The sequence below is a fragment of the Candidatus Ichthyocystis sparus genome (assembly GCF_900078745.1).
GTDB classification, from domain to species: domain Bacteria; phylum Pseudomonadota; class Gammaproteobacteria; order Burkholderiales; family 2013Ark19i; genus Ichthyocystis; species Ichthyocystis sparus.
This window is the reverse complement of the sequence record NZ_FKII01000050.1, coordinates 20,966-38,404: the sequence shown is the minus strand read 5'-3', so window position 1 is coordinate 38,404 and position 17,439 is coordinate 20,966. Positions and strand designations below refer to the sequence as shown.

General features: G+C 41.5%; 10 protein-coding genes. All 10 read right to left on the bottom strand.

Annotated features, from left to right (window positions below; genetic code table 11):
• Positions 1-54 precede the first annotated feature (54 nt).
• Positions 55-198, bottom strand: a complete 144-nt coding sequence (locus A6733_RS08915; RefSeq protein WP_175330728.1) for a hypothetical protein — start codon at positions 196-198, stop codon at positions 55-57.
• Between the two features lie 107 nt (positions 199-305).
• Positions 306-479: a hypothetical protein gene (locus A6733_RS08910; protein WP_176695666.1), complete on the bottom strand. Its 174-nt coding sequence runs from the start codon at positions 477-479 to the stop codon at positions 306-308.
• Between the two features lie 863 nt (positions 480-1,342).
• Positions 1,343-3,949, bottom strand: a complete 2,607-nt coding sequence (locus A6733_RS05095) for a hypothetical protein (protein WP_092460550.1) — start codon at positions 3,947-3,949, stop codon at positions 1,343-1,345.
• A 700-nt stretch (positions 3,950-4,649) separates the two neighbouring features.
• Entirely contained in the window at positions 4,650-4,799 is a 150-nt protein-coding gene (locus tag A6733_RS08905) for a hypothetical protein (RefSeq protein WP_176695562.1), read from the bottom strand.
• Between the two features lie 116 nt (positions 4,800-4,915).
• Complete coding sequence (locus A6733_RS08900; RefSeq protein WP_175330534.1) at positions 4,916-5,089, bottom strand: hypothetical protein; 174 nt, start codon at positions 5,087-5,089, stop codon at positions 4,916-4,918.
• Positions 5,090-5,730: 641 nt separating this feature from the next.
• Positions 5,731-8,769, bottom strand: a complete 3,039-nt coding sequence (locus A6733_RS08330; RefSeq protein ID WP_141663459.1) for a hypothetical protein — start codon at positions 8,767-8,769, stop codon at positions 5,731-5,733.
• Positions 8,770-9,797: 1,028 nt separating this feature from the next.
• Positions 9,798-9,965: a hypothetical protein gene (locus A6733_RS08895; protein WP_175330533.1), complete on the bottom strand. Its 168-nt coding sequence runs from the start codon at positions 9,963-9,965 to the stop codon at positions 9,798-9,800.
• A 1,431-nt stretch (positions 9,966-11,396) separates the two neighbouring features.
• On the bottom strand, positions 11,397-14,138 hold the full coding sequence (locus tag A6733_RS09390) for a hypothetical protein (RefSeq protein WP_242641597.1): 2,742 nt from the start codon (positions 14,136-14,138) through the stop codon (positions 11,397-11,399).
• Positions 14,139-14,302: 164 nt separating this feature from the next.
• On the bottom strand, positions 14,303-14,554 hold the full coding sequence (locus tag A6733_RS09385; RefSeq protein ID WP_139057486.1) for a hypothetical protein: 252 nt from the start codon (positions 14,552-14,554) through the stop codon (positions 14,303-14,305).
• 211 nt (positions 14,555-14,765) lie between these two features.
• Positions 14,766-17,366 (bottom strand): hypothetical protein, encoded by a 2,601-nt coding sequence (locus tag A6733_RS05065; protein WP_092460546.1) that lies wholly within the window; start codon positions 17,364-17,366, stop codon positions 14,766-14,768.
• Positions 17,367-17,439 lie beyond the last annotated feature (73 nt).

Here is a 17,439-nt window from a genome sequence, read left to right as displayed (position 1 = left end):
CAAAAAAGCGCCTAGTAAATTCAAACCTCTCTCCCATATAAGCTCACATAAGCACTAAACACTATCTAACCATAAAACTGTATTGGCAAAAAATAATTCCCTAAATTTAACAGTTTCCATGTCACTAAATCCCTTCCTCTCTTCACCAAAAAGATACAAAGAAAATTCTATGATGAACCTTCTCAAGGTACACTTCATTAAGACAGTGCACAACCACTTCAACAGCAACAAACAATTCGCAATGTAAAATTGAAACAGCCATTTCTTAAAGTGTACGTAAAAAATCATTTCCATACTACATAATTCTAATAAATCCGGAATATAAATATACAAACCGCATTACTCAATAGTTTGAAAAGAGTGAGATTAACTTCCTCTAGAATAACACTAGTGCCAAAAAGGGAAGGAGCAGGAGCAATTCTTATAGGAATAGAATAAACAGAGCAGTGACAAATATCAGCAATATAGCGGGAACACATCCGTTACTCTTCTTATTCTTACTACAGCTATCATAAGCTTACACACAGAGATAATAACGTCAGTGGAGATAGCAGCAGCTAAGAAAATAGCAACAAAGATAGAGTAGCAGAAGTAATACACGGTACACCTAATCACCATAAGGCAAAACCTGAACCTGCCGTGAGCCTCCAATATCAACTTGACCGGCATCATTATTACCCCAGAACAAGAACCACCGATTCCAGGTGGAACCCACAATCAACTCTTTTTTTACTTATTATTATTGTTGATCTTTGTTATTGATTTTCTATCACCGTTATTATTAATTTATAGCTAATACACACCACCACCATATCAGAGGCACAACCTGATCATATACAACACTAGGTACTCACTCATAACCAAAGTAAAGCACAAAGCATACAGAAAGAAACACTACATTATCATCTCTATGCACCGGATGGTGCATGCTGGAGCAAACAACCAAGAACAAAATAAAGCAACACACCAAATGAAAGAAACTAAGCAGATCAAATATAAATCAACATACGAACACGAGTTTATTCTGTTTTACACATTAGACACAAAACTGATAGTATGCTGAGCAACAAGTATCACCTATAAAGAATAGTCAACAAGCATAACCAACAGTAGCATCCACATTTGTATTGTCAAACAAACCTCAATCCGTGCCAAACCAAATAAATCTAAACAAAACCCACACAACGCAGATATGCAACAATCCAAGACTAACCTATTGCAATACGACATCATATTCCAAAACTATTACTAATGAGCAATGTCTGAAAAATCACTCACGCAACCTAAAATGAACACAAACCCCTCTCACCCAACGTTATAGCGCAATACAAAAACTAGCCACTCAACTTTTCTTCTTCCTTTTTCTTTTACCTATACCACTTTCCCGATTTGAAGAAGAAGCTTTGCCTTCAGTAAGAGTTGATTCACTAGCAGGAGTCGGTGAAGGTGGAAGACCACGATTCATCAATGCCGCCAATCTCACTCCTACATCCTCCTCCCCAGAATAAGTATAAGCAGTAGCAGCAGCAGCGGTAGTAGTAGTTACTAATGATGAAGCACCAACCATAGCAGATACCGAGGATAAAGATCCAGCAGCTACACTACTACTGGAGGACACCGAAGAAGTCATACCAGAAAAAGAAGCACCACCGCCAGCACTATATCTACTCATAAATGATTTCTTAGGTACACTAAAAGGACCTCTTCTAATAATCGCAGAGGATTCTTTTACCTCAACATAAGTAGTAACAGAAGGAGCACTTACGGAACTACCACTAGCCACAATACTAACAGCTACAGAAGCGGAACTACTACCAACTACAGAACCACTACCGTCTGCTTCATCACTACGAGACGCTACCTTTACTCTTCGTCCTCTCATAATTAAACCAGTACCTGAAGCTGCCAACGCAGGAACACCAATCTTAGAATAAGCATTAACAAAATCTCCACCACAAAGGACAGTAGATGATGATTCTAGCGAATCAAAAGATCGCCCAACGAGTTCACTCCACCCTTCTACAAAAATGCCCTCTATAGTTTCTACAATAGCCTTACTCAAAGATACCCAAAAATCTCCTAACCTGTTTCCCTCTAATGACAATAGGCTATCACTAGAAGCATCATCCTCTCCGACACTAAAAAGAGAGTGAACAAAATCATGACAAAGCCCACCACGGTACTCAGCAAAGCACCTAGACATAAAGGAAGTCTTATAAAGCATCATATTAGTTACAAGCCAGGCACATTGTTCAGAAGATGAAAGTTTACTCATGGTATCCAACACTAGAAGTCTTGACATGGACGAGTAATTACGTCTAGCCAGTACACTAACCTCACTGATAAGAACACTAACTATTTCGCTAACCTCAGGAAGTACTTCAAACCCAAACAAATCTACATGATGATCACCATGAGGCATTGACTGTGCTCTCATTCTTTCAGTAATTGAAGCAAATTTTGATGCTGACAACGGAGAACCAACCCTAACATAAGCATTAACAAAATCTCTTCTAGAAAGATCAGATAATGAAGCAAAACAGTGCTCAGTGAGTGCATTCCACCTTGCCACAAAAAAATCCATTACAGCTCTAAGAATAGCTCTATCTAAGGATACCCAAAAATTTCTTAACCCGTCTCCCGTTAATGGCAACAAGCTACGACTAGAAGAATCCCATGCTCTGATACTGGAAAGAGGATCGATAAAAACAGGAATGGCCTTAGCACAATGCGCAGCAAAACACCTGGCCAAAAATTTGATCTCATAAAGCTTCCTATTAGATAAACACCAAGCACATTTTTCAGAATTTGAAAGATTACGCAGGGCCCCTGACATCGGAATTCTTACCGAACTAATGTAAATACGTTTAGCCAATGCACAAACCTCAGATATGAGATTGCTAACTACTACAGTAATATCAGGAGGTACTCCAAACCCAAATAAATCTACAAGACCAAGACAACCTGGCTCAGGAGAAAAAGGACCAGTAGGCAATGAAGATATAGAAGAAGCAGTAGCAACAGTGGTAGTGGTAGTGGTAGCTATTCTAGTAAGAGCGGGAGCTGGAACAGGAGCGGGAGCTGGAATATTAGTGGAAACAGTAGTGGTAGTAGGAACAGGGGAGGAAGCACTTAGAGCTTTATCCAAGGCCCGGGCAATCTCTGAACTCCACGTAATCGCTAGGCGCTCTCTAATCCTATCAATTGTATTATCAAAAAATAATTCCCTAAACTGATTGGCCTCCTCACTACCAAACATCACAATATCTTCACCAACCAGATGAAAAGAAGAAACAACCATACTATAAACATCCGCAAAATACGAAACAGCAAAATCACTCATACCTGATTCGACAGTGGAGAACAATTCATCACGCAAATTAGAAACATCTTCTGCCACAAAAGCACCACCTAAGAAAGGGAACTCTCCAACCCGAGATCTAAAAATTGAAGCAGCTGCTCCCTGAACGGCACGTAAAAAATTATCTTCCATTCTACGTAATTTTAACAAATCCGGAGTACAAACACGAAAACCGCAACACTCCATAGTTTGAGAAGAATTAAAATCAACTGCTTCTATAACATTTGCGCCAGCAGTAGCAGGATGAACAGCAGTAGCAGGAACTGCAACAACGCCAGTAGTATAACTCCTCTTAGGAGCAGGTCCCTTGCCCTTATTACTCCCACCCCCACTAATACCCTTACCTACAGAGGTGGTGGTGGAACTAGTGGAAGCAGCAGCAGTGGTAATGAAAGCAGAAGCAGTAACAGCAGAGGGAATAGTAGTGGTAGTGTAAACAGTAGCAGTAGTAGCAATGGTAGCTACACCTAATCCACTAACAGGCAAAGTCTGAAGCTGCTGCAAGCCATTACTGTCAACTTGATCAGCATCATCATTACCACCACCAGGACCAGAACTAGCACCACCAACCCCATATACAGGATTCACAACAACCCCCCCCCTCTTTATTTATTACTGATTGTTGTTACTGATTTTCTACCACCATTACTATTAGATTTACAGCTAACACATCACCCCCCACATAAGAAACACGATCTGAGCATATTCGCCAGGTGATTACCTACAACAAAACGCAGAGCACACAGAAAAAGCTCTTACACCATTACCTCTATGTACCAGAAGGTAAAGCGTTGTAGTAAACAACCAAGCACACTAGCAAACAACGCACCAACTGGGGGAAAAAGTTAAGCAGATCAAATATGAATCAACACAGCAGATAGCGACATCAACATAAGAACACACTAGTTTATTCTGACTTACTCACCATACACACAAAACAGATAGTATGCTGAACAACAAAAATTACTTATAAAGTCAAATACACATACCAAAAATAGTCATATTTATGTCGTCAAATAAACCACAATCTTGTGCTAAAAACAGATAAACCTAGACAAAACCTATATCAACACAGACGCACTAATAACAGAAGTAGTAACAGAAAGAAGAAACATTAGTCGTTGGCGCTACTATCTACTCAGATGATTCCATCTCCTAAACATTCTCAAGACAGAAGAAGAAAAAGTATGATCATATATAATTGACATCTCAATTTCTCCTACTACCTACACCAACTAAATACAAAGAAGAAATAACTCCACGATGAACATTCTCAAGGTACACTTCATTAAAACCGTACACACACTTCAACAACAGCAAACAATTCACAACGCAAAATAGAAATCCCTCTTTCTCCAAAAGCAACACCTAAGAAAAACGGAGGTCTAAAAATTGAAGCAACCACTTCTTCGATAATAAGTAAAAAACCATTTTCCATGCTACGTAATTCTAATAAATATGGAATAACAGAAATAGCAATACTCCATAGTTTGAAAAGAGTGATATTAACCCACTCTAGAAGAACACTTGTGCCAAAAGAAGTAGGAGCAATTCTTATCTCAGCAGGATAACAAACAGAAGTGACACGAACAATAATATCAGAGCAACAGCAAATAAAATAGCAACAAAGGTAGAAATAGGAGAATTAATAGCAATAGTAACTACACCTAATCCACCATAAGGCAAAACTTGACCAGCACCATCATTACCACCCAGGACCAGAATCACCGACTCCAGTTACAGGATACACCCAACTTTTTTTTACTTATTATTGTTATTAATGAAGTTTACCACCGTTGCTATTAATTTATAGCCGATACACATCACCCCCTCATCAGAAACACAATCCGATCACAAACACTAAGCACTTACCTATAATCATGACAAAAACAATAAAACCCGGAGGGTGCAGAGTACTAGAGCTAACAACCAAGTACAAACAATAGAAAGCAACACACCAAATGAAAGAAATTAGGCAGGTCAAATATAAACCAACACGAACACGAATTTATTACGTCTTACTCATCACACACAAAACCTTACGAATCACACAAAACTGATAGCGTGCTGTAGTGTAATGAACAATAAAACTCACCTATGAAGAACAGCCAAACCAGGTATTGTACCAACTAACAGTGACACCTACACTTATATTATCAAACAAACCACAATCGTGCTAAACCAGGAAAATACACACAAAACCTACACCAACGCAGACACACAACAATCAATCTAAGACTAATATACTACAATGCAACACCACATTACAAAATCAACGTTAACGAGCAGTACCCCAAAAATCACTCACTCAGCATAAAATGAACACGAACCCCTTACTCAGCCAACAAGTGTAATACAACACTAATCATTTAACTTTTCTTCTTCCTTTTTCTTTTGCCCCTACCACTTCCCCGACTTGAAGAAGAAGCTTCGCCTTCAGCAGGAGTTGATTCACTAGCAGGTATCGAAGATGACAAACCACGATTCATCAATGTTGCCAATCTCGTCCCTATATCATCATTTCCATAATAAGTGTAGGCAGTAGTGGCAGCAATAGCAGTTGCTACTGATGAAACACTACCCAGCACTACAGGAGGTGCCGAAGATAAAGATCCACCAGCTACACTGCTACTGGAGGACACCGAAGAAGAAGGCATACCCGAAGAGGAAGGCATACCCGAAGAGGAAGGCATACCCGAAGAAGAAGGCACACCTGAAGAGGAAGGCATACCCGAAGAAGAGGAAGGCATACCCGAAGAAGAAGGCATACCCGAAGAGGAAGGCATACCCGAAGAAGAAGGCATACCCGAAGAAGAAGGCATACCCGAAGAAGAAGGCATACCCGAAGAAGAAGGCATACCCGAAGAGGAAGGCATACCCGAAGAAGAAGGCATACCCGAAGAAGAAGACACACCTGAAGAGGAAGACCCACCAATACTTCCTCTAATCATAAGTGATTTCTTTAATCCCAAAGAGTAATCAACACGACCACTACTTCCAGCTACCATAGCAGATCCTTCCACCACAACAGAAGTAGTAACAGAGGGAGCACTAGTTGTTACAGGACTATTACCAACCGTAGATAATTGAGGTCTCCTCAATTGAACCTCAGAAACATCAGCAGTTACAGAACCACTACCAGCTGCTCCAGCACGAGACACCGCCTGTGTTCTTGGTTTTATCACCTTCATAATCACACCAGACCCTGAAGCTGCCAATGCAGGAACACCAACCCTAGCATGAGCATTAACAAAATCCCCTCCACAAAGAACAGTAGATGATGATTCTAACGGGACAAAAGATTGCGTAATAAGTTTACTCCACTCTGATACAAAAATTTCCTCTATGGTTTCTTCAATAGTCCTACCCAAAGATAACCAAAAATTCTCTAACAACTCTCCAGTTAATGACAACAAGCTACTACCAGAAGCATATTCCGCTCCGACTCTGACTCTAAAAAGAGAGCGAGTAAAATCAGGATAAAGCTCTTCAAAATACCTGTCAAAGCACCTAGACACAAGGCTAGTTCTATAAAGCATCATATTAGATATAAGCCAAGCACATTGTTCAGAAGCTGAAAGCCTACTAATGGTATCCAAAACTAGAACTCTTACCATAGATGAGAAAATACTTCTGGCCAACTCACCAACTTCACGGATAAGAACATTAACCATTTCTCTAACCTCAGGAAGCACTTCGAAACCAAACAAATATGCACGATGACCATGAGGCATTGCTTGTGTTCTCATTACTCCAGCAGTTGAAGCAAATTTCGATGCTGACAACGAAGAATCACCAGCACAAGCATTAACAAAATCTCTTCCACAAAGGCGAGATAACGGAACAAAAAGGTCCTCGGTGTATGCATTCCACTTTGCCATAAAAAGACCCATCACAGCCTTGAGAATAGCGCCATCTAAAGATACCCAAAAACTTCTTAACCTACCTCCCGTTAATGGCAACAAGCTACGACTAGAAGAATCCCATGCTCTGATACTGCAAAGAGGGCCAACAAATCTAGGGAGGGCCATAGCGAAACACGCAGCAAAGCACCTAGCAACAAATCTGGTCTCGTAAAGCCTCGCATTAAATAAACACCAAGCACGTTGTTCAGAATTTGAAAGATTACGTACGGCCCTAGACACTGGAATTCTTACCGCATTAGTGTAAACACGTCCAGCAAATACAAGAACCTCAGCTATTATACTGTCAACCACTTCACTAGACTCAGGAAGTACTCTAAGCCCAAACAAATCTATAAGACCAACACCCCCCGGTTCAAGGGAAAGCTGTGTAGTAGTAGCAACAGTGGTAGTGGAAACGGGATCAGAAACACGAGTGGTAGTGGAAACGGGAGCAGAAACACGAGTGGTAGTGGAAACGGGAGCAGAAACACGAGTGGTAGTGGAAGCGGGAGCAGGAACACGAGTGGTAGTGGAAGCGGGAGCAGGAACACGAGTGGTAGTGGAAGCGGGAGCAGGAACACGAGTGGTAGTGGAAACGAGAGCAGGAACACGAGTGGTAGTGGAAACGGGAGCAGGAACACGAGTGGTAGTGGAAGCGGGGGCAGAAACACTTAGTAGGGCTTTATCCAAGGCCCGATAAATCTCTGAACTCCAGGTAACAGCTAGGAGTTCTTTAACCTTATTAACTGTATTATCAAAAAACAACCCCCTAAAACAATTGGCTTCCTCAATGCTGAATGCAATGCTCTCTCTGGAAACGACACGAAGAGAAGAAATAACTCTACTATAAATACCCTCAAAGTACGACAAAGCAAAACCACTCATAGCCAATTCAACGGCAGCAAACAATTCACCACGCAAAATAGAAACATCTTCTGCCACAAAAACACCGTGCACCAAAGGTAATTCCCCAACTCGAGATCTAAAAATTGAAGCAGCCACTCCTTGAACGGTACGTAAAAAATCATCTTCCATTCTACGTAATACTAACAAATCTGAAGTATAAACAAGAAAACCGCAACACTCTACAGTTTGGGCAGAAGTGAGATCAGCCAATTCCATAACACTTGTGCCGGCAGTAGCTGTAGGAGCAGAAACAGCGGCAGCAGAAACTAAAACATCAGCAGTGGTACAACTCCTCTTGGGGGCAGCAGGTCCTTTACCCTTATCACTCCTACCACCACTACTACCCTTACCCACAACAGAGGTAGCGGCACTAGTGGCAGCAGCAGAAGTAGTAGTAGTAACGGCGGCAGAAACAGTAACAGTAGAGGAAATGGTTACGCTAGAGGGAACAGTAGCAGTAGTAGAAGCTATATCCTCACCCAATCCACCACCAGAAGAAGACTGAGTTCGCTGCAAACCACCAGTGTCAACTTGATCAGCATCATCATCACCCCCAGGACCAGAACCAGCACCACCTACTCCAGGTATAGGATTCACACCAAACTCCTTTTTATTTTTATTTAGTATTGATTGTTGGTATTGACTTTTTATCATCATTGTTATTAACTTATAGCTAGCACAGAGTATGTACACTGGGTGCTTACCGACAGTTACAACAACAAAATGCGAGGCACGTGGAAAAGTCACTTACACTATTCGCACCAGAAAGCAATACACAGACAAAAATTAATCAGATTGAATACAGATCAACACACAAATGCAAGCCGCCCGTTGTATCTTACGCACCTCACAAAAAGACCAATGGTACATAGTATGCTGAACAGCGAAACTCACCCATGAAAAATGGCCAACTGTATATACCAACTAATCATATTTTTATCATCAAATAAATCACAATATATGCCGAAAACACACAACAATTTAAGATTAATCTATTACAATGCAACATCACATTACAAAATTACTGTTAACGAGCAATATCTCAAAAATCACTCATGCACCACAAAATTAAAACAAACACCCTTCTCAATAAAAATATCGTGCAGTACAAATAAGAATAATACTTAACATTTAAAACAATTAATTTTAACTTTTACTTTTACAACTTCCACGATATAATGGAAAAGCTTTATCTCTTCCATAGGAATTGATAAGTGGTGGTGAAGGTGGCAAATCTAGATTCAGCAAAGCAATGACACTAATCTCTCCCCTATACCACCGCCCTTCCCATAATCAGTATCAGTAATGTGCTACTACTGATGAAACGCTACTATAAAACACCAAAGAATAATACATACCAGAGGAGGAAGGACTACCAATAACTTGTCTAATCATAAACGATTTATTGAGTCCTAAAGAATAATAAGTATGATCACTGCTTCCAGCTGCTATAGTAAATCCTTATATCTCAACAGAAGTAATGACAGAAGAAGCACTAATTGTTAGCACTATATACACTTAGATGATCATCTCCTAAAAAATCCCAGGATAGCAGCAACAGAAGCACCGACCATAGACAATTCAACTTCTTCTTTCTAGCCAAAATACCGGCGGCTCTGAAAAATCTAAGGAAGAAGAATCAGTGCTAACATAGATACATAGATAACTGATATCTCTTCATCAACATGAGACACTGCCCATGCTCTTCGTTCTCTCATAATTGAACCAGAACTTAAAACTACCAACGAAGGAACACCATCCTCAGCATAAATATTAACAAAATCTCCCCTCACAAAGAACAGTAGATTATGATTCCTCTCCAGAGACTAATGAAATAAAAAAGCTTCTATCCAACATCCACTCCTCTGCTACAAAAACATCCTCCATAGCTTTTATATGGGCTCTATCTAGAGATATCCAAAAACCTCTTAACTATTTCTCGCTGATAACAAGCTAAGAACATAAGTATCCCTTGCTCCAACACTAAAAAAGAGTCAATAAACTCAGGACTAAATACAGCTCAACACGTGGCAAAAGACCCGGCAACAAGGACAATTTTATAAAGCTTCATAAACTTACAAACCAAGTATGTTACTCAGAAGGCTTACTTATCTTGGCATCCAACACTAAAATTCTCACAATAGACCGAAAATAAGACTAACCAATGCACTAATCATCTCACGGATAAGAACATTGACTATTTAGCTAACCTCAGGAAGCACCTCAAATCCGAACAAATCTACAAAAACAACAAATCAATGAAGGTGTAGAAGCAGAAACAGTAGTAACGCTTTTGATACTACAAAGGTACAAAAAACCTCTGAATTTCATGTAAGAACCAAACACTCTCTAGCCCTATTGACTGTATCGGCAAAAAATAATTACCTAAAACAAGCGCTCCCACGCCACCAAATCTCCTACTCTTTTCACCAACGAGATACAGGGCTACGATGATACGTTATCAGGACACACTTAATAAAAGCAATACATTCCCACTTCAACAGCAGCAAACAATTAACAACGTAAAAGAAAAACCCATCTTTCCCCAAAGCAACACTTAAGAAAAATAATTATCTAATCAGAGATCTAAAAATTGAAACGCCCACTTCCTCAACAGTACGTAAAAAATCATTCTCCATACTACGTAATTCTAGTAAACCCGGAATATAAATACGAAAAACGCAATACCCCACCGTTTGAAAAGAGTGAAAAACTCCCTCTAGAAAAACTCCTGTGCCAGAAGAAGCTATACTTATCTCAGCAAGATGATAAACAGCGGCTGATAGGAACTATATATCACCAGCATAACTCCTAGAAACACATCCATTGCCCCTCATTCCTATTGCCCCACCACCATATTACCCCTCCCACAGAGGCATCAGAACCAGTGGAGGTAGTGAACAGCGAAGGAAGTAACAACAGAGATGTAGCACCAGAAGTAGTAGCAGGGATAACTATATCAATCTACAACCAGGAGAAAACTTTAGCCCACTGAAGCTACCATTGCCAACTCCGGCATCATCACCAATCCCAAGAATCAGAACTAGCGCATAAACCCAGTTGCATAGTTCACACCTAATTCCTTTTCTATCTACACAAAAAGCACAATCTGGGAACAGAAACTTACTTACAACTAAAACAAAACACAAAGCACGTAATATAAGAAGAGCAACACTCCAAATGTTTATTTATATTACGAGTCACATAAAATCGATACTCACCACTTAATTTTTACTTTTCCTTTTCCTACCTCTCTTGCGAGAAACAGAACCACGACCAGCCGCAGCAGAACTACCACCAGCCGCAGCAGAACTACCACCAGCCGCAGCAGAACTACCACCAGCCGCAGCAGAACTACCACCAGCCGCAGCAGAACTACCACCAGCCACCGCAGAACTACTATCATCTACTTCGGAATCACAATAAGATACTAATCGTGATCTTAGTCTTCTCGTTGCTAAACCAGCCCCTGAAATTGCCGACGCAGAAACACCGCCCCTGCCACTAGCAGAAGAAGAAACGGCAGTAGTGACAGTCGTAGTTGGAGTAACAGTCGTAGTTGGAGTAACAGTGGTAGTTGGAGTAACAGTGGCAGTTGGAGTAACAGTGGTAGTGGGAGTAACAGTAGTAGTGGGAGCGGCGTTGGTAGCGGTAGCTCCTGAAACACCGCCCAAGGCTTGGGAAACCACTGAATTCCACAAAACCGCTAAGAGTTCTCTAACCCTAACAACTGTACTATCAAAAAATAATCTACTAAACTGATCGGCTTCATCATCACCAAACCTAAAACGCTCCCCAGCAGCTAAATGCAAAGAAGAACTAACTCTAAGACGAATATTTCGCAAGTACACTCCAACAATATCAGCCGTATCTACTTCAACAGTAGCAAACAATTCATCACTTAAACCAGAAATATCGATTCCTTCAGAGGCACTAAGTAGTAATAAACGGCATTCTCCAGCCCGAGATCTAAAAATTGAAGCAGCCATTCTTTCAAGGGCACATAAAAAATCATCTTCCATTCTACGTAATTCTAACAAATCCGAGGCAAGAACATGAAAACCGCAACACTCTAAAGTTTCTTCTTGAGAAGAAGTGAGATCAACTACTCCTAGAACGCCTGCGCCAGCAGGAGCAGGAGCAGGAGCAGGAGCAGGAGCAGGAGCAGGAGCAGGAGCAGGAGCAGGAGCAGGAGCAGGAGCAGGAGCAGGAGCAGGACGAACAATATCGGAAGAAACTACAACAGAAGCAGAACCAACCCTCACAGGTGTAGGACGAATAATAGTGGGAGCAACGGTAGGAGGAGGAGTGGTAGTAGTAATAGTAGTAGCAGGAGCGGCGGTGGTAGTGACAGTACCTGAAACACCACCCAAAGCCTGGGAAACCACTGAATCCCACAAAAGCGCTAAGCATTCTCTAACCCTAGCAACCGTACCATCAAAAAACAATGTACTAAACCGATCGGCTTCATCATCACCAAACCTAACACGCTCTCCAGCAGATAAATGCAAAGAAGAACCAACTCTAAGACGAACATTCTGAAAGTACCGTCGAGCAAAACCAACCATCTCTACTTCAACAATAGAAAGCAATTCATCACGTAAACTAGAAATCCCGCTTTCTCTAGAAGCACCAGGCAGTAACAAACTGCATTCTCCAGACCGAGCTCTAAAAATCGAAGCAGCCCTTCCCTCAACGGCACTTAAAAAGTCACATTCTATTCTACGTAATTCCAGCAAATCCGGGGTGCAAACATAAAAACCGCAACACTCTACAGATTCTTGAGAAGAAGCGAGATCAACTACTTCCACAACATCTGCACCAGTAGGAGCAGGAGCAGGAGCAGGAGCAGGAGCAGGAGCAGGAGCAGGAGCAGGAGTAGGACGAACATTACTGGGAGGAAATAAAACAACAACAGGAGCAACCTTTACAGGAATAGGACGAATAACAGTGGGAGCATGATTAGGAATAGGACGAATAACAGCGGGAGCAGCAGTCGTATCGGGAGCAGCAGTCGTAGTGGTTGTACCTGAAACACCACCCAAAGCTCGGGAAATCTCTGAATTCCACAAAGCCGCTAAGCGTACCCTAAGCTCACCAACTGTATGATCAAAAAACAGGTCACTAAACCGACCGGCTTCATCATCACCAAACCTCACACGCTCTCCAGCAACTAGATGAAAAGAAGAAGTAACTCTACAACTAATATTCTGAAAGTACCCTCGAGTAAAACAACCCATATCTACTTCAGCAATAGCAAACAATTCATCACGTAAATTACAAAACTCTCTTTCCCCAGAAGCACTAAGTAGCAATAAACGACATTCTTCAATCCGAGATCTAAAAATTGAAGCAACCATCCCCTCAACGGCACTTAAAAAGTCACCTTCCATTCTACGTAATTCTAGCAAATCCGAGGTACAAATATGAAAACCGCAACACTCTACGGGTTCTTGAGAAGAAGTAATATCAACTGCTCCCAGAACGCCTGCGCCAGTAGGAACAGAATGAACAGCAGCAGAGGTAGGACTTACAACACCAGCAGTATAACTCCTCCTCCCCCTCTTAGGAGCAGGTTTCTTGCCCCTATCACCAACACCCTCACGAACAGGACGAACAGTAGCAGCGGCAGGACTTACAACACCAGCAGTATAACTTCTCCTCCCCCTCCTAGAAGCAGGTTTCTTGCCCTTATCACCAACACCCTTACGTCCAGAGGTGGAAGTAGCGGTAGCGGTAGTAGCAGCAGAGGAAGTAGCAGCAGTGGTAGTAGCAGCAGTGGTAGTAGCAGCAGTGGTAGTAGCAGCAGTGGTAGTAGTAACAGTAGTGGTGGTGGTGGAAACAGCAGCTACACCCGATCCATCACTAGGTAAAGCATCAACCTGCTGCAAACCGCCACCGTCAGCTTGATCAACATCATCATTACCCCCAGGACAAGTACCACCGGCTCCAGCTACAGGATACACATCAAGCTCCTTTTTTATTTATTATTAATCGCTGTTGTTGATTTTTTATTACCGTTGTTACCAACTTACGGTCAACACGCACCACCACCGCGTCAGGAACACAATCCGAGCATAGACACTTGCTACAACCATAACAAAACAGGCAGAAAGAACACCCTACACTATTATTCTATGTCTACGAGAGCGCAAGGCGCTGGAACAAACAACCAAGAACACCAGAAAGCAACACACAAGCTGAAAGGAGTCGTGAGCAGATCAAACATAAACCAACGTACGAACACGGTACCGCCATGCCCCACGAACCACACACAGCCAATAGTATGCCTAACAACAAAACTCACCAATGAAAAATGGCCAACTACACATGCCAAATAATCATATTTACATCGCCAAATAAACCACACCAAATAAACCACAATATGTGCCAAAACCAGACAAATTTACACAAAACCCATATCAACTCAAACACACAAGAATTTAAGACTAATCTACTACAATGCAACATCACATTACGAAACTATTGCTAACAAGCAATATCTCAAAAATCACTCTCACAACATAAAATCAACACAAGCACCTTACTCAATAAAAATACCGTGCAATACAAACAAGAGCAATACCCAGCACCTAATTTTCCCTTTTCCTTTTTCCCCCACCACTTCCTCGACTTGAAGAAGAAGCTTCGCCTTCAGTAGGGGGAGTTAACTTACTAGCAGATGGCGGTGAAGGTGGCAAACTACTATTCATCAATGCTGCCAATTTAACTCCTATATCCTCATCCCCAGAATAAGCGTAGGCAGTAGTAGTTGATACTGACGGAACACTACCCATCACTGCAGGTGCTGAAGATAAAAGTCCAGCAGCAACATCACTACTGGCGGACACCGAAGAAGAAGACATACCCGAAGAGAAAGGCTCACCAATAGCCCGCAGTCTAATCATAAATGACTTCTTGAGTCCTAAAGAATAATCAGTACCGCCACTACTTCCAGCCGCCATATCAAGTTCTCCTACCCCAACAGAAGTAGTAACAGAAGGGACACTAGTTGCTACCACTGTTACCAATCCAGATGAAGAAGCAAGTAACTCACTCCCTAAAATTTCCGAGGCAGAAGAACTAGCATCAACCGTAGCTAACTGAGGTCTCAATCGAGACTCAGAATTACCACCAGCTACAGAACTACCACCATCTACTTCAGCAATACGAGATACTGCTTGCGCTCTTCGTTCTCGTATCATTGAACCTCCCCCTGAAATTGCCAACGCAGGAACACCAACCTTAGCATAAGCATTAACAAAATCTTCCCCACGAAGAACGGAAAATGCTGACTCCTCAGGGCTTAATGGAGCAAAAAACCGATTAGTAAATTTACTCCACTCCGATGAAAAAACATCCTCCGCAGCTCCTATAATAGATCTACCTAAGAATGTCCAAAAAATTATTAAATCGTTCCCACTTAGTGACAACAAGTCACGACCAAAAGTATCACGTGCTCCGACACCAAAAAAAGAGTCAATAAAACCGAGACGAAACTCAGCACGATACCCGGCGAAGCACTTAGCAACAAGGGCAGTTTTATAAAGCATCATATTAGCTATAAGCCAAGCACATTGCTCAGAATCTGAGAGCTTACTCAGAGCATCCAACACTTGAATTCTTACCACAGACAAGTAAATATTCCTAGCCAGTGCACCAACATCACAGATAAGAACATCAACTATTTCCCTAACCTCAGGAAGTACTTTAAACCCAAACAAATCTACATAACCATCATCACCATAAGGTACCACTCGTACTTTCATTCTTCCAATAATTGAACCAGATCTTGGAACTGACAACGAAGGAACACCGGACTTAGCATGAGCACTAACAAAATCTCCACCACAAGGAGCAAATAATCCCTCTTCAGGGCCTAATGGAACAAAAAATCTCCTAGTAAGTGCAGACCACCTTGCAACAAAAAAACTCCCTAAAACCTTGAGAATGGCTTTATACAAAGATACCCAAAAATCTCCTAACCTGTTTCCTGTTAATGGCAACAGGCTATGACCAGAGGAATCCCATACTCTGACACTGCAAAGAGGGTTAATAAAATCAGGAAGGAGCTTAGCATAATATACAGCAAGGCATCTGGCCAAGAAATTGGTCTCATAGAACATCATATTATCTGCACACCAAGAGCGTCGTTCAGAATCTGAAAGCTTACGCAGGACACCTGACACTGGAGACTTTACCATATAGGGGTAAATACATTTAGCCAACGCACCAACCTCAAATATGAGTCTGTTAACCACTCCACTAAAATCAGGAGATACTTCAAACCCAAACAAATCTACAAGACCAACAAATCCTGGCACAGGAAAAGAAGAACTAGGAAGCAATAAAGATGTAGAAGAGGCAGCAGCAGTAGTAGCAGTGTCAGTAGTAGCACTTCGAATACCACCCAAGGCCCGAGAAATCTCTGCATTCCATATAGGTACCAGGCATTCTCTAACCCTAGTAACTGTACTAGCAAAAAACAATCCACTAAAATTATCTGCTTCCTCGCTACTAAACCTCATCCTCTCTCCATCAACAAGATGCAAAGAAGAAATAACTCTACGATAAACATTCTCAAAGTACACTAAAGTAGAATCACTCATATCTGCTTCAAAAGCAGCAAACAATTCACTACGTAAGCTACAAATATCTCTTTCTTCAAGAGCACCAGGTAAAAAAGTGGACTCTCTAACTCGAGATCTAAAAATTGAAATAGCCACCTCTTCAGCGGTACGTAAAAAATCATTTTCCATACCACGTAATGCTAACAAATCCGGAGCATAAACACAGAAACCGCAACACTCCATAGTTTGAAAAGAAGTGATACTAAATACTTCTGGAAGAACATTTGCGCCAGTAGGAATAGGATGAACAGCAGCGGTAGAAACAACAACGCCAGCGGTATAACTTCTCTTAGGAGCAGGTCCCTTGCCCTTCTTAGTCCTATCACCACTACCACCCTTACCCACAGAGGTAGCAGCACTAGTAGAGGCAGCATCAACAGTGTTAACAAAAGAGGAAACAGTAGCGGTAGCAGAAACAGTAGCAATAGTAGAAACAATATCTACACCCCATCCACCATCAAGCAAAGTCCGAGCCTGCTGCAAACCATAACTGCCAACTTGATCAGCACCATCATCACCCCCAGTACCAGAACTAGCACCACCGATTCCAGCTACAGGATTCACACCAACTCCTTCTTTATTTTTATTTATTGTTGTCGTTGATTTTTTATCATCATTGCTATTAATTTACAGCTAA